Origin of the sequence: Paraburkholderia megapolitana (genome assembly GCF_007556815.1) — a bacterium.
GTDB lineage: Bacteria > Pseudomonadota > Gammaproteobacteria > Burkholderiales > Burkholderiaceae > Paraburkholderia > Paraburkholderia megapolitana.
Window position 1 is genome coordinate 11,860 of the sequence record NZ_CP041743.1, and the last position, 20,018, is coordinate 31,877.

The window sequence follows — 20,018 nt, forward strand, 5'->3', positions numbered from 1 at the left end:
CGATGCTCTCCCGTTGGAGTGGTTAGACCGCTGGTTGCAATCGGCGCAGTTCGTCCTGCGCTTTCTGGATGACACGTGACATCGCACCGCGCTGCGCAGCGGCGAGCGCGCGGCGGCACACCGCAGCAGCAGCCGCGGCGTGGCCCGGCGCGCCGGCCCGGTCGAGGTAGTGGGCTTTCTTGAGTAACAGTTCGGCTTCGTAGTAGCGCTCGTCGAGCGACTCGCACCACGCAAGACACCGGTCGATGCCGGCCAGCGCCGCGTCCCACTCGCCGCGCGCCGCATCGATCTCGGCGATGAGCGACGCGTAGTAGGTCAGCCCCAGCAGACATCCCGATGCGCGTAGTGCATCGACGTGAGCGACGACGGCCGCGCGGTCGTCGTCGGACCATGCATGAATGATCGCTGCGTAGCGCTCTACCGCGCTCAGTCCATAGTTGCGCGACAGCCGCAGAATCGCCGCCGACGTATCGCGTGCGCTGTCGCGATCGCCCGCGCATTGCTGCATGCGGGCGAGATACATCAGCGTGACGCCGAGCGTCGGCAGATGATCGGTGCAGGTCGCGCGGTAGACGGCTTCGCGCGCCATCGTCAGCGCCGCCTCGGCGCCGTCTTCGAGGCACCACATCACGCTCGCCAGTGCCGCCATCGACCACGCCCGTGTATCGAGGCCGAAGATGCGCCGGTGATCGGCGTCGCGCAGCACGTCGTATTCGCTCAGCGCGGCTTCCAGCGCCGTGCGGGCCAACCTGTAATGCCCATCGATCCATAGCCCCATGCCCCGCATCGCGTTCGCCGACACGCGAATACCGGCGTCGCCCGAGGTTCTAGCAAGATCCGTCAGCTGCGCACCGATCTGCCGCACCGCCGCGCGGTCGCTTGCAACATGGTGGTAAGTCGCGAGCGACCAGAGTGCGCTGGCCGCCAGTTGCGCATCGTCGAGACAGTCGACGCGTCCCAGCAGCCGTTCGGCGTGAACGCGCACCTGCGGATCGGCCCAACCGAAACGCGCCATGCACGCATGGGTCAGCACCAGGTCGATACGCGCGGCGTCCTGGTCGCGCTCCGCGTGCCGGCTGTGCGCGAGCCAGCCGCACACGGCCTCCGCGTAGCGAATCGCATCGTCGTGTAGCGCCCGTTCGAGTGCGCGCCGGGCCGCCTGGATACCGTGCGGTACCGCCTCGGCAAACATGCCGGCCTGCGCGAAATGATGAGCGACGCGAGCCGCACCGCCCGCCCGCAGGTTCAATGCACGGGCGACCTGTTCGTGATTGCGCCGCCGCACCGGCGCGGGCATCGACTCATACGCGGCTTCGCAAATCAACGCGTGCCGGAATGCGTACGACACCCCGTCCAGTCGATGCTGCGCATAGACCACCCGCGCTTCGAGCAGCCGCCGCAGATGTTCCTCGAGGACAACCCCATCGTGCGGCGATGCGGCGGCAAGCAGTTGCGCATCGACTTCAAGACCGATCGTTGCGGCGAGCTGTGCAGTATCGCGAGCGCCGTCGACGCGGTCGAACGCGAGCTCCAGCATGTCGCGCAAGGTGCCCGGCAGCGGGTAGTGTTCGGAGGTCGTCAGGCTCGACAGCAGCCGGCCCGGTTCCGTCGCGGCGCCGCTCACCACCAGCTCGCGAATGATCTCTTCGACGAAGAGCGGTATGCCTGCCGTACGGTTCGCGAGAAAGTCGAGCGACGCGGGATCGATGTCGTCGTGGGTAAACAGCGTCGCGATCAGGCTGCGCGTGTCGCTGCGCGACAGGCGCCGCAGCACCAGCCGGTCGGCGGCGCCGCGCCAGCGCGCGAGCTGTTCCGGGCGCGACGTGAGCACCAGCCAGATCGATGCACTGTCCGGATGCTGACGCAGCGTCTCGAGAAAATCGGCACTTGCACAATCGATCCATTGCACGTCTTCGACCACCAGCAACACAGGCGCGCCATTTCCGAGCGATGCGAGCAGTTGTCGCAGCACGTCGAACAACGTCTGCTGTTGACGCATGCCTGACCAGCGCAGCCCGCCGATGTCGCCGCTCAGTCCGAGCCACGCGGCAAGCGTCGCCTGCGCGGCGGCGTGATCGCAATCGAGCGGTGCGATCATAGTCTCCAGCACAGCCAGCGCGGTATCTCGCGCACCGTCCACGTCGATCTGCCAGTGCTCCTTGACGAAGCGCAGGATCGGAAACAACGCCTGGTTCATCTGTTCGGGCAGGCACACGCAACGGGCGAACGCCTGATGCTGCAACCGCACCGTCTCGCAGAGTTCATGCACGAGACGCGTCTTGCCAATGCCCGCCTCGCCGATCACGAGTTTCGCCGGCTGGCGTCGTCCGCTCCTGCGCGTGTCTCCGTGCGGCTGCCGCTCCACGACGGCATGCCACGCCTGCAACAGCACCGCTCGTTCGCGGTCGCGGCCGATCATCGGCGCGGGGACGCCCTGGTCGAGCGAATCGAACTGCGCCTGCTCGCGACGCTCGCCGAGCAGCGCATACACGGGCCGTGCGGCCACGCCGGAGGTGGCGAAGTACAACGGCGTGGGCACGTAGTCGGCGTGGCGTTCGAGCGAGCGCCGCGCGGCGTGGCTCAGCAGGATCTGTCCCGCCGACGCCAGGCGTTGCAGCCGCATCGCTTCGCTTTGCGTAGCCCCGATCGGTGCCATCAACGCGTGCGAAAACACGGTCCCCACATGAATCGCCGCAGCGACGTCGACGTGCCAGACAGCGGTACTGTCCGCTTCGTTTGTACGTGTGGCCTGCGCATGGCTCGCGTGATGCACCATGTCGAGCGCCGCGCGCGCCGCCCGGCGCGCGGCCCGGTCGATACCGTCCGGATAGCCGAAGTAGAACAGCAGCGTATCGCCGAGCGTGCCGGCCACCTGGCCGCCGTAGCGGATTGCGATGTCGGAGCATTGGGTCAGCCACTGCGCGGCGTAGGCGTCCAGTGCATCGCGGTTGACGCTGACCGCATCTTCATCGGCAAGCGCGGCTGCATCGACGCTGCCGTCGCTGGAGATCGTCACGCTGCAACAGAGTGTCGTGACCTGGCGGCGCTCACCCGCCACCGCCGCTGCCGCCGGCGTCGAGCCGGCCCCGTTGCCGTTGCGCGCGACACCCATCGACATATCCGCTGCAACAGCAGACGACACAGCCAGCCGCGCAGGACGATAGTTGAGCTCGCCGACCAGCGCGGGAAAGTGAATCTCGCGAAAATGCCGGCCAAGTTCTTCCGCCGATCCAGCCCGCTGTCGCGGGTCCTTGTTCAGCGCCCTGCGCAATACCGTGCCGAGCGGATGCGCGGCAATCGCCGGCGGCAGCGCGACGTCGACGGGGCTCAACTGCTGGTACAGGATCTCCGCGACGCTCGCGCCCTGCATCACTGCGTGCCCGGTCAGACATTCGATCACGAGCAGACCCCATGCGTACAGATCGCTCCTGAGCGTCGGTTCTTCGTTACGCAACTGCTCCGGCGAACAATATTGGGGCGATCCGAGTACGTCGGTCAGTTGCATGAGCGTACGCTCCGTACGCTCGTTGCTGCGGCGCGCGTCGGGCAGCAATGCACCGATGCCGAAATCGAGAATCTTGGCCTGCGGCTCGCCGTCGGCCAGCGTGACCATCACGTTCTGCGGCTTCAGATCGCGATGAACTACGCCCTGGCGATGCGCGCTCGCCAGTCCGTCGAGCACCTGGGTCATCAGGAGGCCGGTGGTGACGGCGGACAACGCACCGTCAGCCGTCAGCATGTCGCGCAGCGTGCGGCCCGGCACGAACTCGAACACCGCGAACAGCCGGCCGTCGGGCGTCTCACCCTTGTCGAGCAGCGCAACGACATGCGGGTGATGCAGTCTTTCGCACAGCTCGGTTTCGCGCTGAAACCGAGCGCGCAAGCGCAGACGCTCCGCGGCCGGTTGCGTCGCGTCTTCGCGCAGCAATTTGACGGCGACGGTGTGGCCCGTATCGAGCCGCGTCGCCTTGTAGACGGAGCCGGTCGCCCCTTCGCCAAGCAGCGCACCGAGCTGGTAGCGCGGCACCTCGGGAACGTCGTTGGGAAGCGCGGACGGAGCGGCGCTGCGCTGCAGGTCGAGCGTGGGCGGCAGCAACGGAAGAGCGGCCGTCGGCAACACCGGCGACGCGTCAGACCCGACGCGCGATTTCGCGCGTGTGCCGGCAAGAAGCGGCGACATGACTGCGCTTAACCTGCGTGCAACGAGGGCAGCGTCACCGCGGGCACCGGCCGGTACAGTGCGCTGCCGATCTGCGTGGCGGGTGTGGACTGGCATTCGAGCAACTCGCCGCGAAACACCCGAAACCCGAGCGTGCCGAAGCGCACGCTGCCGCGCCGCCGCTCCACCAGTTGCGCCATATCGGGTGACAGCAGCGCCGCCACCTGGGCACGGGCGCGATGAATCTGTACGTTGACGTGCGATACGTCGGTGCCCAGCATGCGCGCGAGCACTTCGAGGTCGACCCAGCCCTGCGATGCGGCGTCGTAACCGGCCTGCACATCCGTAGAGCAGATCCGCGCCAGCGTCACGAGGCAATAGTGATGGGCGCGCTCGCCGAGATCGGCGGTACCGCCGCGTGTGTGCAGTACCGCCTGCACATGCTCCTCGTCGCGACTAACCGTGAAGTCGATGCGCTGCAGCGACACCGGCATGCCGGAAGATTCGGGCAGCACCATCGTGGCGTGGCTGCGCGCCAGCACCAGCCGCCACGCAAGATCGCCCGATACGACCTCGTCGCCGTCGCGTAGCACGCGCAACGTCGAGGTGTCGTCGCAGAGCCACTCGCCGTCGGCGGATCGAACGATCGTCACGGCCGGTACCGCGTCGCCAGGCAGCACGTGAGCGCTGTCGAGCACGATCGGCCGCGCGGGATCGCGCAACGGCCACAGCATGTCGGCGGGATCGTTCAGTTCGTCGACGTGCCAGTACGCCGCGCTCGCCTTGCTGAAGTGGATCAGATCGCCCTGCTGCAGCACCACACGCTCGCCGTCGCGCACGAGCGTGCCCGACACCAGGGTGCCGTTGCTGCTGTGATCGTGCAGTTCCCAGCGACCGCCCATCCAGCGGATGTGCGCGTGCATGCGCGACACGTATGGATCGCCAATCACCGTGTCGCAACGCGCGCCATCCCGCCCAAACAGATGATGCGTGCGCAGCAGACACGACTCCCCAGAGAAACTATTTTTGAGTGTCGCCATGGCCACACCTTCAGGAGGTCATTTCTTTATGGTTTCGATAGAAGTCAGTGAGGCGAATGAACATGGCCATGGGTCTCCCGCCATTTATCACCACCCTCGGTCACCGACATCTAAAGGCTTTATCCGTTGTATTTCGCATTTTCAGGATAGGCCAGTGAATAGTGCATGAGGAAAAATAAGCATGCAAGCGTTGAAATCGGCGATTCAAATCGAATAAAAATATGCGCACTGGATGACAGGCCACACTGATGTCGTAGCTGCCGATGGCTATCCGGCTATTGCCCGCGCTGCACGCTTGATTGCCCCGTTCGTTACTTCATTCACTGTCTCATTCTCGAACCAATTCATTGCCCGATTCGCCGCCGACACAATGCCGCAATACAGCTGTGTGTAAAGCCCGCTGCAAAGCCGCGGAAATGGCGTATTGCCTCGGTGTAATGGCCTGTAATTGATGCGGCGACTGCCACGTACCACCATGAATCAACTCAGAACGACAGGACATGTTCACGGGTTGACGGCGGCTCGCTAGTGCTTTTTCTGCATCCGCAGCAATCCTGCCAACCCTGTGCTCTGAGCCTTCGTTTCGATACCCATGCGTCGCGCTTTCTTCAATGAAGACGACCGTCGATCGAAGCGGATCCGTTCGCCGTCATTCGTGATTTTCAACTTCAGCTTTCCGCACCGAGGAATTCAAAATGAGCGCACTGACCTTTCTGAACACGACCCAATACATCGCCCAGTTCGTAGTGAACAAAGGCGAACAGGTTGTGGCCCGCCTGCCCGGCATCGCTCCGGGCGCTTCCCTGCAAGTTCCGTCCGACGACACCTACCAGGTCACCGCCAGCACGATCCTGGAAGGCAACACCTACACGTCCGCGCCCGCTACGGTTTCCGGAGCGATGGGTTTCGTCGCGCAGGTCAAGCAGAACAACCTGCAAGGCACGTACGACTTCGAAATGAAGGTCGAAGCCAGCAGTGCAGCCGATCAGATGGTCTTTCAAAAGACGACCATCGGCCCGGTGACTTTCAACATCTCGAAGAACGGCGTGTACCTGCAAAGCGTCGTCGTGCAGAACTCGTTCCTCGTCAAGACGCTGCAGATCGGCAGCACGTACTCGATGTACGCGGTGATCAACGGCGTGACGACGGACACCGCCCAGACCACCAACCCCAGCGCGGTCGTCACCGCGGAGCTCGACAACACCGATCTGGAGTCGGGTTACTTCACGCTCAGCGCGCTCTAAAGGCCGGAGCCGGGCGGCGCCGTTCGCGGACGTCGCCCGATCCGCCTCACGGCCCAGTAGCCCTGTATCTCCATCACGCGTCCAGGGAATCGACATGACCGCGCCCCGTTCCGCCCCCACGCTGCAGTTGCTCAATCGCACGGCCCAGCCGGCGCGTGCGCGGCTGCTCTGCGCGAATCACATGGTGTGGGACGTGTGGGTCACGGCGATGGGCGCAGTGACCGCGCCCGCATTCGTGCCGCCATGGCTGACGCTGGAAGCGCGCGTGACCGAGCGTCGGACTCAGGTGACCTACCTGAGCATCGCCGTCGGCGCGCGTTCGGATAGCGCGATCGTCGCCCGCCTCGAGCAGCGCAACGGCGCGCGCTACTTTGCGCTCGACACGCAGGAAGCCACCGTGGCCGGTGCGTTGCAACTGATCAACCGGAGCGACTGCCCGCTGGATTTTTCTGCCCGCTATTCCGGCAGCCCTTACGTGCTGACCGGCTTCGTCAACCCGGGAGCCGCACTGCAGGTCGCCTACTCGCTGCTGGATCTGGTCGTGGTGCAAAACGGCTGCAGCACGCAGCGCAGTCTGCCCACACCGGACGGGGCATGGGTCATCACATCTCCGCCCGAAACGGCAGGCTTTCCAGCGCTTGAGCGGCTGGACACGCGCGAAGTTGCGGACCTTGCTTCGGGATACAGGTGAACCCATGAACGCGCTTTGCCTCGTCACGCTCCATCCGCCCGTACACCACTCCATGCTGAGGTAAACCATCATGCCGTTACTCGACCCCTACCCCATTGCGAAGCAGGCCGTCCCCAACTCATGCTGGGCGTGCGCTGCGCGATCGATCATCAACTGGTATCACAGCCAGGGACGCTCCGGACCCGTTCCGGTCTTTGCATCCGATCAGGAGCTGGCGACGGCATGGGCCAAGTCGCCAGCGGGCAAGCCGGTCAACGCCGACATCAACGTCCAGCAATCCGCAGCGGGGGCGCTCATCGACCTCGGCTTCGCCAACGGCATGGACGGCCGCCCGTTTCCCACGCCGGCCGAGATCTACGGCTCGATCAATATCGGCGAACCGCTGCTGGCCATCGTGGGGAGCACGAATCCGGGTGGCAAGCGCCAGCCGAAGTACAACAAGGGCCACTGGGTGGTGATCATCGGCATCAGCACCAACGATATCAGCGCCACGGTGAATGTCTTCGATCCGGACGACGGACTGATTCACAACGTGCCGTACAACGCGGCCACGTACCAGGCCGGTGTGTACTGGGAGAACACGTCGTACGTCTCCGAGTATTCCGTGTATGTGGAACAAGAAGATCCAGATGGAGTTGGCGCGACATCGACTCCGACTCCGACTCCGACTCCGACTCCGACACCGACTCCGACTCCGACTCCGACACCGACTCCGACACCGACACCGACTCCAACGCCGACTCCAACGCCAACGCCAACGCCGACGCCGACGCCGACTCCGACTCCGACTCCAACGCCGACTCCGACGCCGACTCCGACGCCGACACCAACGCCCCCCACCACCCCATGGAAAGGCGAAATACGCGGCGGCGTCACGCTCGAAGTGGATTGGACACCGTCGAGCGACGGCCTGAGCGTCCAGTTGAAGATTTCCCAGACCGGTGGTCCCGGCGTACCGCGTGACTACCAGGCAACGCTAAAGAGCACACCCAGTGCCGCGGCTCAAGGCATCTGGCGATTCGGCACGGCCACCGAGCCGCTCGAACTGACGCTCACGCTCAGCAGCGTAGCGGGTACCCCAGGCGGCCCGGCGACGCAGGCCAATCTGTGGGCGTCCTATCCGCTCACACAGGCCGAAGGCGTGCACAAGGTCATCGCGTCCTGGCCGATCGGCACGCCGCAAAACTGACGCCTACCGGAGTCCGTCATGAGCGAATCCTCCAGAGCGCCGGTGCCGCAAGGCGACGGCAAGTGGGACGTCACCGCGCGTACCGGTGTGCTGCTGCGCGTGGTCTGGCGCTGGCAGGACAACGGGCAGCGTATCAAGCTGGAGTTGACCCAGCTGGCGGGACCCGGCGGCCCACATCACTACACGGGCACGCTCGGTCTCGGCGCCACGGAGCAGCGTTACGCCACGTGGGCATTCGGCACGAACGACCCACCCGTCGACGTCACGCTCAGCCTGCGCCACGAACACGAGGGTACGGCGCCGTTGCTGTGGGCCAACGTGCCCCTCAAGACGGATGAGTTCTACTCCGATGCGATCGCTCAATGGAAGCCGCAACCCACGCCGCCGATCCCGGTGCCACCGGAGCCGGACGAGCCAGACGAGCCAGACGACGTGCTGATCGAAGCACTGCCCGGCGCCGCCGATCTCTTCCCGCTGCTGTGGCTGCGCCCACCCAGCGCGCTCGAACTCGCCGACGCGCTGCTGCGTTACATGCGCGTCCCCGATCCGTCGAGTCTCGCGCTGTACACGCAACTGGCCGCGCTCACGGGGCCGGGGTCCGCGGCGCAGAAACAGCAGGCGGCCACCGCGTTCAGCAAGACGTCTCCGCCGTTTATCGCCGATCTGTCCACGCAGCCCGCGCCGATCAACCGCTTGCCGGCCATCCGCGTCGCACTGCTCGCGACCGAAGGACCACGCACGCTGGACGAGCTGCTCGACGAAGCGCACCAGTTGCTCGGCGAAACCGTGAGCGACTTCCTCGCCGGCACAGTCTGCGTGAGCGCGCAGCAGGATGCGTGGCAAAGCGTATTCGCGCTCGCGCTGGTGGGCAGCGCCGCGCAGGGAACGCTGGCCGCCGGACTGGTCGACGTGTTGCGCGTGCTTCACTACCTGCAGGCACTGAACGCGAAGAACCCCGCACTGTGCGCGCAAGACATCCGGCGCCTGCTGCTATACGCGACGCCCGCCCTGCCGGACGCCGTCGCTGCGGCGCCGCTCGCAGGCACCGTCGAAAAGCCGGCGGCAGAACCCGCCACGCCTGCCGATGCACCCGCCCCCAAGGTCACCGGTCAATGGTCGCTGCTCGGTGTCGGCGAGCTCGAACTGGCGCGCCAGCATCTGAAGGGCTATGCATCTGGAGAACTGGCCGAAGTCGTCAACCTGATGCCGCGCGAACGTCAGGAGCGACACGAACGCAGCGTGCAAAGCAGCGAGCAGCAGACGCAGCAACGCGAAGCGCGCAGCCGCATCGACGATCAGACGAGCCAGAGCGACGCCGCGAGCGAGCTCGCCGACACGCTAAAGGAAGCCATGTGCACCGAAGGACTGGTGCGCAACCTGAGCAACGTAACGCCGAGCTACAGCAACCTGAACCTGCTGCTCACCGGCAGCGCCTCCGACGGTTCCGGCAAGCTCAAGCTCGACGGCAGCAGCGTCGCGCGCCTGGTGCAGCGCATGAGCGAACAGGCCGCGCAAAAGGTCGCCGACCGTGTGAGCACCCAGCGGCGCGACGTCTGGCGCGAGTGGCACGAGCGGCGCGAATCGCAATCCATCGACAACCGCGACGGCGAGCGACTGGTCGGCGTGTATCGCTGGGTCGACCGCTTGATGCGGGTATCGCTCAAACCACAGGGGCGGCGCCTCGTTCTCGCATTGCAGATCGACGCGCCCGCGCGCGCGTGGATTGCCGAAGTGGCGGCGCAAGGCCCGGTGCCGCTCGTGAAGCCCACGCCGCTGGCCGCGTTCGCGACGGCCGAAGGCCAGGGCTACACGCTCGTCACGCCCACCAACTACCAGGCGTGGGGCGCGCAGTACGGTCTCGCCGATATGCCCGCGCCGCCCGCCGACCAGCTCACCGTCGCAGCACAGATCAACCGCGTGACGGTTGCCGATACGTCGCTGCTGCGCATCCCCGATGGCTACGCCGTCGCCTCGGGTACGGCGACGCTCGCGCTGGCGAGCACCGCGTTCAGCCTCGCGGCGAGCGTCGGCGGTACGACACTGCCGGGCGACACGGTCGTGCCGCCCACGGCGATCACCGTGGTCGTACCGTCTGCGTCGTCATCGACGAGCGTCGGCAATCTGACCGTTACACCGCCCGCGCCAGGCACCGCATGGCTCGGCACGACGGTCTTCAAGAGCAGCGATCCTGTGATCGGTTTGCGCGGCGCGGTGCCGGTCACCGTGATGAGCGATGCGCCGCTGTTCGGCCTGAGCGTCGAACTGGTTTGCCAGCGCGTCACGCTGACCGATCCGGTCAGCAAGGCCGTCGTAGACCCGCTGCTGGTCGACTGGCAGATGCGCGTCTACAACCAGTTGCTGCTGGCCTGGCAGGAACAGACCCGGGCTTACGACAGCGGGCTCGCCGGGTCCATCGAGAGCGCCAGTGCCGGTCAGGGCGGCGAGGTGCAGCGCCAGGTGTTGCAGGCTGCCTGCCTCGGTCTGCTGTGCGCGAGCAGCGCGACCACCGATCCGCAGGTTCTGACCGGTTTGCTCGACTGGTCGGGCATGAGCTGGCACTACGACTCGCCGGTGGCTGGCGCCGGCCCGCGGCTGACCGATGCGCCCGCTGCGTCCGTGTTCACCGAGCCGGCTTCGGCGCGCCTGTTCCGCCGCTTCCTCGATGCGCGTGTCGCGTGGGTCCTGCTGCCGCTCCTTCCGGATACGCAACCCGCCCTGCTGTATGCGCTGCAATGGCAGCCGCGCTGGCCGAGCCCGCCGCTGCCGCGCCCCGACGGCATCGCTGATGTACCGGTTAGCGGCTCGACAGTCGCGCCGCTCGAAGAACAGCGCAGCAAAGACGCGCCCGCTGCCCTCGTGCGGCCCGGCTGGACACTGCGCCTGCCCTTGCCGCTCATCTACCTGCAGGCCGGCGACACGCTGCCGCGCTTCGGCCCGCTCCCCCCACTCAAGGAGGCTCCATGAAACTCCCTCTGTTGCGTCCCCACTCCGCGCACGACGAATGGCCGATCGGCGCCGTGATTCCCTACGCCGGACTACTGGCGAACACGGACACAGATTCCGCCACGCTGAACCAGATCCGCACGGATCTGAGCCAGAAGGGCTGGCTCTATTGCGACGGCAGTTTGTACTCCGCGCAGGCGTACTGGCAGCTGTATGGCGTGATCGGCACGAGCTTCGGCGGCAATGCCACCGATTTCAACGTGCCCGATCTGCGCGGCCGCTTCGTGCGCGGCGTCGACGGCGGCGCAGGTAACGATCCGGATGCGGCCACACGCGTCGCCAATCCGGCGGGAGGCGCGTCCGGCGATCACGTCGGCTCGTATCAGGCCGACGCGTTCCAGGGCCACGAGCATTTTTATACGTCGACGATGGAAAGCCCCGAGACCGCCGAGCCGCCGGGCAGCCCGGTGCTGATGCCGCAACCGGATCAGGTCACGACCAGCGTGACGACCGACGGTACACACGGCACACCGCGTGTGTCGTCCGAAACGCGCGCGCTGAACCTCGCGCTGAACTATCTGATCCGCTATCGCTGAACCCCGCGACAAAAACGGCGGAGCGATCCGCCGCAGGTTGTTCCACCCCCGTCGTGCTCTCTACCGCAAAAGGAGTGCTCTCATGAAAGTCGCCATCATTGGCGGTGGCCTTGCCGGCATCGCTGCTGCCTACACACTGCTCGCGAACAGCAAGGTTACCGAAGTCCATCTGCTCGAAGCCACCGGCAAGTACGGCGGACGCGCGCGCACCGACACCACGTCGATTCCCGGTTTTGCGTTCGACAAGGGTGCGCAGTACATCCAGGACCCGGATATCAATCCGTTGACGCAGATCGCCAAAGCGCTCGGTTTCGACACCGTCGAGGAAGACGCCAAGTACCTGCTGCGTGTCGACACGGACCAGGGCTGGAAGGACGAGTCGACGACCACGCCCCCGGTTCAGGCCGTGGTCGTCCGCATCCAGAAATCCTACGACAGCGCGAAAGAGCAACCCAATGTCATCGTGTCGGAGAAACCGGGCAAGACCGACGACGTCGAACTGTTCGGCCATGCGACCTCGACTTATGGACCGTTCACCGAGTCGGCTGAGACCTGGCAATACATCGCTGCCGATCGCGCACGCGAAGCCAAAGGCGGCGACAAGCCCAATCTTTTCGTCAAGAAAGGCATCGGCAGCCTGGTCGCCGCTTATGGTCAGCGAATCAAACCCGAACATGGAAGCCGTTACGTCGAGCATTTCGACACCACCGTTGCGAAGATCGCGTACGACGACACTCACGTCACGCTGAGCTACAACACCACGACCCTCACCGTGGACGCGTGCATCGTCACTATTCCGGTGTCGAACCTCGGCAACGGCAGCGTCGTCTTCGAGCCGGTGCTTCCGCTCGCACACCGCAACGCACTGAAAGTACTGCGCCTCGGGTCCTACAAGAAGCTCGCGCTGCGGCTGCGCACGTCGCCGGCCGCTATCGTGCCGGGCACCAACTACTACCTGACCGAGGACGACCCGGCTGGCGTCTGGCAGTGCTACCGCCTGCCGTATGCGGACGATGTGCTGGTTGCGCACGCCGCCGGGAATTTCGCCGCTGCGCTCGATGGCCTGTCGGACCAGGACGTCTACACGCTGTTCAAGACCCGTGTCCAGGCCGCCTTTGACGGCGTGTTCTTCACGACCGGCAAGGCGATCACGAACTGGAGCAGCGACGCGGCCGCGCACGGTGCGTATTCGTATAGCGCCTTCAACGGCGGCGGCCCCGACGACCGGGATGCGCTGTCAGCACGCGTAACGCTAGGGACACCGGTGAAGCGCCTGCACTTTGCCGGCGAGGCGACCAACCTCGGGTACTACGGCACGCTGCAGGCGGCCTATTTCGAAGGCGTGCGCGCGGCGCAAGAGGTGTTGACCTGAAGCGGTCCCGGTCACCGCTTTAGCTTTCGATGAACCCCATTCGTGCAGGAAAACAGGCAATACAAGAGGAGTGAAATCATGCGAACCGACCTCGAAGTAAAAACGAATCGCGCATCATCGGCCGGAGGTTTGAATCCGGAAGGCTTGTCTTTCCCCGCGTCCGGCAGCGGACCCGCGCTGCACTCGGCCGTGCAGCGCGCGCACGAACGCATCAGCATCGCGCTTGCGGACGGAACCTGTCGGCTCCCCATCGTGCTCTGCTATATCGACTACGTGTACGACTGCCTCGCGATCGGTTTCGCCGACACGACGGCAGCAATCCGGCGCGCGCATCGGGAATTGAGTGCATTGGCAGGCGGCGTGCCGGTGCGCGCGTTTCGCTGTGCACCGGCGGTACGTCATGCCAACAAGACCGGCCACAACCGGCCGCTTGTCGGCGGGTTGCTGCTGTGGTGTCCGGCCGGCGGCGGCACCAACGGCAAGGGCACACTGTGTATCGCCGCGACGCGTTCGGGCGTCGCGGGGTTCGTAACCTGCGGACATGTGGTCGGCGCAAAAGGTAGCGATGTCTTCCAGCCCCAGAGCACGTCGCAACAATTCAAGGTCGGGACGGCCACCGAAGTCACCAATTACAACGGAGTGGCCGCCAGCGACAGCGCATTCGTCACGCTTGAAGCAAGCGTACAGGCGACGGCAAACGCAATCTGGAAAAGCTCGAGTACGAACTATACGGTGACCGGCATTTCCGCCGCACCTGGCTTCGGTACGGATGTATCGATGCAAGGTGCCTCGACGGCGAAAACGCTGCGTAGCGGAAAAATCCGCGGCGACAACGTGACCGTCACGTTTTCGGACGGCGGCACACTGACCGGTCAACTACTCGCGGACTATCAAAGCGAAAAAGGCGACAGCGGTGCGCCGGTATTCACCGATCCTCAGGCCGGGTCATCGGTGGAGTTGATCGGAATGAACGTCGGGGCCGCCAAGCCGGGCGACACCAATCCCGCGCCAGACCCGAAGTGGCTTCCTGCAGACGGCGCCTACGCGATTATCAGCCCGTGGGCCAACATCAAGAGCGATCTGGGCCTCGACTGAGTCTCGCTCTGTAAAGACCTTGAGGACACGGTCGGGGCGAGCTTCACTGCCCGGCCCGACCGTATCCTCTTCAGATCAACCATTCATCAACCGCAGGACGGCCCCGCCTTCTTGCACGCATCCGCCAGTTGCGGCGGCGGATCTTTCTTGAACACTGTCTTATACGACTCGAGCACATTCGACTGCACGACCGGCAGCGACTGAACCCCGATCCAGGCCGGCGGCGTTTGCCCGATCAGCGACTTCATCATCGCGAGTGCTTCGGCGACACCCTGATCGTACGGACGCTGCGAACCGGTTGCCTTCAACGGTCCGCCTTTGGCAATTTCGATCGCGGATTCAAGGCCCAGGTCGACAGTCGTAACCGGGATATTCAGGCCCTGCGCGCGCATCGAGGTCAACGTATCGAGCGCCGGTTGATCCCACACCGCGAACACGCCCTTCACATCGGGATTCGCCGTGAGGAAGTCGCCGGCAATCTGCCCGACCTTCGACGGATCCGTGAAGTCGACCTGCTTGATCTTGATGTCGGGCCGGTTCTTCTTCATCCAGTCATTGACGGCCTTGGTTCGCTCCTTCGTGCTGAAGTAGTCGACACCGAAGTTGACGAGCCCGACCGTGCCCCCCTGAGGAATGCACGACGCGAGCACCTTCGCGGCGATCTGGCCATTGCCTTCGCTGTCGGCGGACACCATCGCCGAGTATTGCTCCGGATGATGCAGTCCGCCCGGCACGTTATCCATGAACACCAGCTTGATACCGGCCGCGGACACCTTCTTGTACGTCGCGGCCGTCGCCATGCCGTCGACCGGAATCGAAATGATGCCGTCCGGATGCCGCTGAATGGTGTTCTCGATATCGGCGATCTGCTTGTCCACCTGATACTCGGCCGATGCGGTGCCGATTACTTCGACGCCGTATTTCTTGAGCGTGTCGGTAATGCCCTGCACCTGCAGTTGCGACCAGTCCAGATTCATCGTCTGCATCGAAATGCCGACCTTGAATTTGCCTGCTTTCACCTTGGCTGCTTCGGCGGCACTGAGCTGGACGGTATCGACGGAGGCCGCTTTTTCGCCGTTCGGTCCTTGCCCGACGATCGTCTTCGGTCCGATCGTCGCCGGCGACAATCCCTTCATGCACGTCTGCGCACTGGCGCCGGACGAAGCGAATACCGCCAGGCTTGCCGCTGCAATCACACTGGCCCACACCACTCTCGAGACACGACGTTGTTTCATGATTCCCCTCCGTTGGTCTTCATGTATTGAGTCTCCTGATTGTCCTGACTTGCCTGACTTGCCCGACTTGCCTGGCTACTGCGAACCGTTCACACCCTGCGTCACTTCTTCGTAAACGCCACCGCCGCGACGATGATCGCCCCCTTGATGACGAGCTGCAGCGACGAACTGACGCCGAGCAGCACGAGGCCGTTGTTGAGCGTCCCGATGATCAGGCTGCCGAGCAACGTCCCAAGCACAAACCCGCGCCCGCCGAACAGACTGCAGCCGCCGAGCGTCACCGACGCAATCACATCGAGTTCGAGCCCCTGCACCACATCGGGCCGCGCCGCGTGCGAACGCGCCGACAGCACGAGCGCCGCAACACCCGCGAGCATGCCGGTCAGCACGAACGCCAGCGTGGTCACGCGCCGGATGTTGATGCCCGAGTACAGCGCCGCGGTCGGGTTACCGCCCGCCGCGTAAACCTGGCGGCCAAACACGCTGTAATGCAGCAGCAAAATGCCGCCGATCACCGCGAGACCGGTCCAGATGATCGGCACCGGCACACCGGCGATGTCGCCTTCGCCGAAGATCGAGATGAATGAATCGTTGGTGATGATGACGGGCCGCGTCGTCGTGAGCAGCAACGCGAGCCCGCGTGCCGCGCTGAGCGTACCGAGCGTGACGAGAAACGAAGGAATGTTCAGTCGCGTCGTGATCACACCGTTGATCAAACCCACCACAGCACCCGTGCCGATTCCCGCCACCGCGCCGATAAACCAGTTGTCGCCGATGTACGCCATCGCCAGCGCCGCGGACATGCCCGACAACGCGAGCGTCGAACCTACCGACAGATCGATCTGCCGCGCGATGATCACGAACGTCATGCCGATCGCGATGATGGACACGAGCGCTGTCTGGCGGCCGATGTTCAGGAAGTTGTCGATGGACAGAAACCACGGCGACGCGACGCTGAAGACCACGAGCAGGATCGCGAAGGCGAAATAGAGCGCATATGGCCGGTCGCCTTGCAGCAGCAATTGCGCGAGCCGTCGTGCGCGGCTCGGTTGCGGCGGTTGGGAAACCTGCTGGTCAGTGGCCAGCGACGGGACGGAGTCGTTCATGTTGCATGCTCGTTCGAGGACCGCGGGAGTTGGATCAGATGATGAAGCTCTTCGGCGTTGGCAAGCGTCGCGCGCTCGACGGTATCGACAATGCGGCCGTCGACCACGATGGAGATGCGATCGCACAGACGCAGCAGTTCGTCGAGATCCGACGACACGACGAGCACGCCGGTTCCGGCCAGCGCCGCGTCGTGCACGACACCGTAGATTTCTTCGCGCGCGCCGACATCGACGCCGACGGTCGGTTCGTCGAGCAGCAGGACAGTCGGCCGCGGATGATTCCACTTCGCGAAGACGACCTTCTGCTGATTGCCGCCCGACAGAAACTTGACGTCGGTAGACGCGCCCGGTGCTTTTACCGCCAGCTTCTTCATTGCGCCCTGCGCCTGCTGGAGCGCAGCGCCGCTACGCAGCCAGCCCCAGCGCGAGAAATGCGCAAGTCGCGGCAAGGTCAGATTGCGTTCGATCGAATGATCGAGCACGAGCCCCTGGAGATGGCGATCTTCCGGTACCAGCGCGATACCGAGCTTGATCGCGTCCGCGGGCGTATGGCGCGCAACCGTGCGACCCTCGATCGCGATCTCGCCGCTATCGGCAGAACGCAGGCCGAACACCGTTTGCAGTATCTCGGTGCGACCACTGCCGATCAATCCCGCGAGCCCATGAATCTCGCCTTTGCGCAGCGTGAGGCTCACATCGCGCAGCCGGTCGTTGCTGACACCGGACAACGTAAGAACAGGTGTGCCGACAGCGGCTGCAGGATCGTTCGCGGCAGTACCGCGACGCTGTTCGCGCATCTGCACCGCGGCGTGCCCCGGACCGACGATCGCCGCGACGAGCTGCTTCATGTCGGTATCGGCGGTGGCGAACATGCCTGCGTTCCGGCCGTCGCGGAATACGGTCACGCGCTGTGAAATACGAAACACCTCGTTCAACCGATGCGTGACATAGATCACGCCCACACCGCGATCGGTCACCGCGCGAATCGCGTCGAAAAGGATCTGCTCTTCGCCGCCCGTCAGCGCCGAGGTGGGTTCATCGAGGATCAGCACACGCACGTCGCCCATCAACGCCTTGCAGATCTCGGTCATCTGCCGGTAAGCAAACGGCAGCGAACCGACCGGCACACGCGGGTCGAGTGGAATGCCGTGCTCGTGCAGGAAATCGCTGACTTGCGCCAGCAGTGCGCGTTTCTTCACGAAGCCGAGCCGCGTGCGCGGTTCGCGCCCCAGCATCAGGTTGGCCGCCACAGAAAGCGACTCGACCAGGCTCAGATCCTGGTAGACGACGGCGATACCGGCATCGCGCGAGCGGGCGGGAGAATCGAACGCTACTTTCTGACCGGCGATCTCGATGGAGCCTTCGTCGTAGGCGTGCACGCCACTGAGTATCTTGATCAGCGTGGATTTGCCGGCGCCGTTTTCGCCAAGCAGCGCATGGACTTCGCCAGGCAGGACTTCGAGGTCGACGCCGCGCAGCGCCTGTACGCCGCCAAACCGCTTGGTGACGCCCGCCACGCGGACCAACGGCGCCTGAGACGGCACCTGAACTGTTCGCTCGGGCGATGAACTGGCCGCGGCCGGAACCGGCGCACTCATCTCGTCTGTCTCCTTCGTCGGCGCGACGAAATTTTTATGTAGCGCGATCGGGTGTCGCGAAATCGATTGTTATCTTGTCATCATCGAAATGATGCGTCAATAACATTTATGGCCGGTTTGGCGTGCCATCCGCATATCCAACCCCGATATTCGATCGCTAGATGTAATGATCGTAACAACCGGAGCGCGTGTACCGACCTCAAAAGAACCCAAAAAGAAACGCCCTCGGGGCAAGCGAGGGCGTTTCAGAAACAGGGCGATCGTATCGGTTCAGCGTTCCTCCACACGATGCACGTCGCGGTAGCGCAGCATGGCGCCGAGTTGCTGCTCCTTCTCCGCATCGAATCCGCAGACACCATCCCACGCAGGCGGGTTCTCATACGTACCGAACATCATGTCCCACCACGTGATATCGCCGTAGTTGTTCTTGTGATGCGCGTACTCGTGATGGATGCGATGCATCTCCGGGCGCTGAAAGACGTATCCGACCCAACGTGGCGTACGGCAATTCGTGTGATAGAAGAACTCCCCGACGGCCGTGCACAGCGTATAGACCGCACCCGCCTCAGGCGACATCCCGAGCAACGTGTACACGAGCACACTGCCAATCACCGAATTGACGATCATCTCGCCAGGATGCTTGTAGAACGACGTGATCACTTCGAGCCGCTGTGCGCTGTGGTGAATCTGATGGAACCCACGCCAGAGCAGATCGTATTCGTGACGCCAGCGATGCCACCAGTAAAACACGAAGGTCGCGATGAAATACGCCAGCAGGCCGGCGGCCACCGGCGATAGATGCGCCGACAGATGAAAAAGCGATCGCGATGAAAACCATTGCTGCCACGTCAGTCCCGCTGCGACCACCACGCCCAGTTGAACCCCGTTGAGCAGCAGTACACGCACGCCCCACGTGCGCACATGGGGAAGCGTCCAGCCTGGATTCATCCGCTCCAGCGCGAAGCAGAAACCGAACAGGAGAAAGACGATGATCAGCATGGATGTGCCTCCTGGTCTATCGAAGGTTGTGGGCGCGCGGTCGTTTCGCTGCCGACATCGCAGACGACACGAAGATGCGGACTGTCCAGCACGCTCGCCGGTGTAACGGTAAGGCGTCGCCACGGAATGCGGCCGAAGTACCAGAGCCGCCAGAAACCGAGCCTCGGATCAGGATTACGCTCAAGCAAGGTCGAGAAGGTTTCGGTCTCGCCGAGCCGGATGCCCGTCGCTTCCTCGATAACTTCGCGCACGAAGCGCGAGCAGAACTGGCGCCGTGAATGCAGGTTGAAGCCGGTGTCGTAGAACGTGCCCATTCGCCTCGTCGTCGCCGCGATCAGTTTGCTGCGGTGCAGACTGTCGAGCGGTATCGCGAGCCTCGCGATGGTGTAGCGGCCGTTTTCGGAGCGCTCCAGAAAACGCGTCATACGCGTGGTGCGTGCGAACGGGAAGGTGCTTTCCGCGATCAACGGATCGTCGCCCTGCGCGTCGACAACGATGCCGACATGATTCGTCCACGAAAGCGTGGCATAAGCCACTTCGAGAAACGGACGCGCAGTCACGCGGATAAAAACGAGATCCCCGACTTGCAGGTCATGCACCGGCGACACACCGGACGCACCGTACGCTCCCGCCGCGTGCGGAACGAGACGGGAGCCTGCATGCGCGTGGTCCCCACCACTTACATCGGTTGTCCGGGTGCCGGTGGTCATACTGGTCTCCATGGGCTAACAACGGAGGCCAGCATGATCCG

At 64.3% G+C, this 20,018-nt stretch carries 14 protein-coding genes; 7 read left to right on the forward strand and 7 right to left on the reverse strand.

Features of this window, described 5'->3' with window-relative positions; translation table 11 throughout:
* Window positions 1-22 precede the first annotated feature (22 nt).
* A complete protein-coding gene (locus FNZ07_RS00060) occupies window positions 23-4,180 on the reverse strand; it encodes a TOMM system kinase/cyclase fusion protein (protein ID WP_091006824.1) in 4,158 nt (1,385 codons plus the stop codon).
* A gap of 8 nt (window positions 4,181-4,188) precedes the next feature.
* Entirely contained in the window at window positions 4,189-5,199 is a 1,011-nt protein-coding gene (locus FNZ07_RS00065) for an FHA domain-containing protein (protein WP_091006826.1), read from the reverse strand.
* A gap of 695 nt (window positions 5,200-5,894) precedes the next feature.
* Here FNZ07_RS00065 and FNZ07_RS00070 point away from each other — a divergent pair.
* From FNZ07_RS00070 to FNZ07_RS00100, 7 genes are all read left to right on the forward strand, one after another.
* Window positions 5,895-6,443, forward strand: a complete 549-nt coding sequence (locus FNZ07_RS00070; protein WP_091006828.1) for a hypothetical protein — start codon at window positions 5,895-5,897, stop codon at window positions 6,441-6,443.
* A 94-nt stretch (window positions 6,444-6,537) separates the two neighbouring features.
* Window positions 6,538-7,134, forward strand: coding sequence for a hypothetical protein (locus FNZ07_RS00075; RefSeq protein WP_091006831.1), 597 nt, complete (start codon window positions 6,538-6,540; stop codon window positions 7,132-7,134).
* Between the two features lie 70 nt (window positions 7,135-7,204).
* Window positions 7,205-8,323, forward strand: a complete 1,119-nt coding sequence (locus tag FNZ07_RS33845; RefSeq protein WP_177228237.1) for a papain-like cysteine protease family protein — start codon at window positions 7,205-7,207, stop codon at window positions 8,321-8,323.
* Window positions 8,324-8,341: 18 nt separating this feature from the next.
* On the forward strand, window positions 8,342-11,287 hold the full coding sequence (locus FNZ07_RS00085; protein ID WP_091006833.1) for a hypothetical protein: 2,946 nt from the start codon (window positions 8,342-8,344) through the stop codon (window positions 11,285-11,287).
* Window positions 11,284-11,862 (forward strand): phage tail protein, encoded by a 579-nt coding sequence (locus FNZ07_RS00090; protein ID WP_091006835.1) that lies wholly within the window; start codon window positions 11,284-11,286, stop codon window positions 11,860-11,862. Before FNZ07_RS00085 ends, FNZ07_RS00090 begins: the two co-directional genes overlap by 4 nt.
* 82 nt (window positions 11,863-11,944) lie before the next feature.
* Entirely contained in the window at window positions 11,945-13,234 is a 1,290-nt protein-coding gene (locus tag FNZ07_RS00095; protein WP_091006837.1) for a flavin monoamine oxidase family protein, read from the forward strand.
* A 78-nt stretch (window positions 13,235-13,312) separates the two neighbouring features.
* Window positions 13,313-14,329, forward strand: coding sequence for a chymotrypsin family serine protease (locus FNZ07_RS00100; protein ID WP_091006839.1), 1,017 nt, complete (start codon window positions 13,313-13,315; stop codon window positions 14,327-14,329).
* An 86-nt stretch (window positions 14,330-14,415) separates the two neighbouring features.
* Here the strand turns inward: FNZ07_RS00100 and FNZ07_RS00105 are convergent, their stop codons facing one another.
* The 5 genes from FNZ07_RS00105 to FNZ07_RS00125 all read right to left on the reverse strand — a co-directional run bounded on the left by FNZ07_RS00105 (window position 14,416) and on the right by FNZ07_RS00125 (window position 19,977).
* Window positions 14,416-15,564, reverse strand: coding sequence for a substrate-binding domain-containing protein (locus FNZ07_RS00105; protein WP_091006841.1), 1,149 nt, complete (start codon window positions 15,562-15,564; stop codon window positions 14,416-14,418).
* 101 nt (window positions 15,565-15,665) lie between these two features.
* Window positions 15,666-16,670 carry an ABC transporter permease gene (locus FNZ07_RS00110; protein ID WP_091006843.1) on the reverse strand — a complete coding sequence of 335 codons (1,005 nt, stop codon included), beginning with the start codon at window positions 16,668-16,670 and terminating at the stop codon, window positions 15,666-15,668.
* Window positions 16,667-18,268 (reverse strand): sugar ABC transporter ATP-binding protein, encoded by a 1,602-nt coding sequence (locus FNZ07_RS00115; RefSeq protein ID WP_091006845.1) that lies wholly within the window; start codon window positions 18,266-18,268, stop codon window positions 16,667-16,669. The genes FNZ07_RS00110 and FNZ07_RS00115 overlap by 4 nt, the downstream gene beginning before the upstream one ends.
* Window positions 18,269-18,538: 270 nt before the next feature.
* The gene (locus tag FNZ07_RS00120; protein WP_091006847.1) at window positions 18,539-19,267 is read right to left on the reverse strand and encodes a sterol desaturase family protein; all 729 of its coding nucleotides are present in this window, start codon (window positions 19,265-19,267) and stop codon (window positions 18,539-18,541) included.
* Window positions 19,261-19,977: a YebB family permuted papain-like enzyme gene (locus FNZ07_RS00125; RefSeq protein ID WP_091006849.1), complete on the reverse strand. Its 717-nt coding sequence runs from the start codon at window positions 19,975-19,977 to the stop codon at window positions 19,261-19,263. The genes FNZ07_RS00120 and FNZ07_RS00125 overlap by 7 nt, the downstream gene beginning before the upstream one ends.
* Window positions 19,978-20,018 lie beyond the last annotated feature (41 nt).

Bases quoted from the DNA above. Each gene is read 5' to 3' on its own strand.
- FNZ07_RS00060 (WP_091006824.1), bottom strand. From the start codon at position 4,180: ATGTCGCCGCTTCTTGCCGGCACACGCGCGAAATCGCGCGTCGGGTCT.
- FNZ07_RS00065 (WP_091006826.1), bottom strand. From the start codon at position 5,199: ATGGCGACACTCAAAAATAGTTTCTCTGGGGAGTCGTGTCTGCTGCGC.
- FNZ07_RS00070 (WP_091006828.1), top strand. From the start codon at position 5,895: ATGAGCGCACTGACCTTTCTGAACACGACCCAATACATCGCCCAGTTC.
- FNZ07_RS00075 (WP_091006831.1), top strand. From the start codon at position 6,538: ATGACCGCGCCCCGTTCCGCCCCCACGCTGCAGTTGCTCAATCGCACG.
- FNZ07_RS33845 (WP_177228237.1), top strand. From the start codon at position 7,205: ATGCCGTTACTCGACCCCTACCCCATTGCGAAGCAGGCCGTCCCCAAC.
- FNZ07_RS00085 (WP_091006833.1), top strand. From the start codon at position 8,342: ATGAGCGAATCCTCCAGAGCGCCGGTGCCGCAAGGCGACGGCAAGTGG.
- FNZ07_RS00090 (WP_091006835.1), top strand. From the start codon at position 11,284: ATGAAACTCCCTCTGTTGCGTCCCCACTCCGCGCACGACGAATGGCCG.
- FNZ07_RS00095 (WP_091006837.1), top strand. From the start codon at position 11,945: ATGAAAGTCGCCATCATTGGCGGTGGCCTTGCCGGCATCGCTGCTGCC.
- FNZ07_RS00100 (WP_091006839.1), top strand. From the start codon at position 13,313: ATGCGAACCGACCTCGAAGTAAAAACGAATCGCGCATCATCGGCCGGA.
- FNZ07_RS00105 (WP_091006841.1), bottom strand. From the start codon at position 15,564: ATGAAACAACGTCGTGTCTCGAGAGTGGTGTGGGCCAGTGTGATTGCA.
- FNZ07_RS00110 (WP_091006843.1), bottom strand. From the start codon at position 16,670: ATGAACGACTCCGTCCCGTCGCTGGCCACTGACCAGCAGGTTTCCCAA.
- FNZ07_RS00115 (WP_091006845.1), bottom strand. From the start codon at position 18,268: ATGAGTGCGCCGGTTCCGGCCGCGGCCAGTTCATCGCCCGAGCGAACA.
- FNZ07_RS00120 (WP_091006847.1), bottom strand. From the start codon at position 19,267: ATGCTGATCATCGTCTTTCTCCTGTTCGGTTTCTGCTTCGCGCTGGAG.
- FNZ07_RS00125 (WP_091006849.1), bottom strand. From the start codon at position 19,977: ATGACCACCGGCACCCGGACAACCGATGTAAGTGGTGGGGACCACGCG.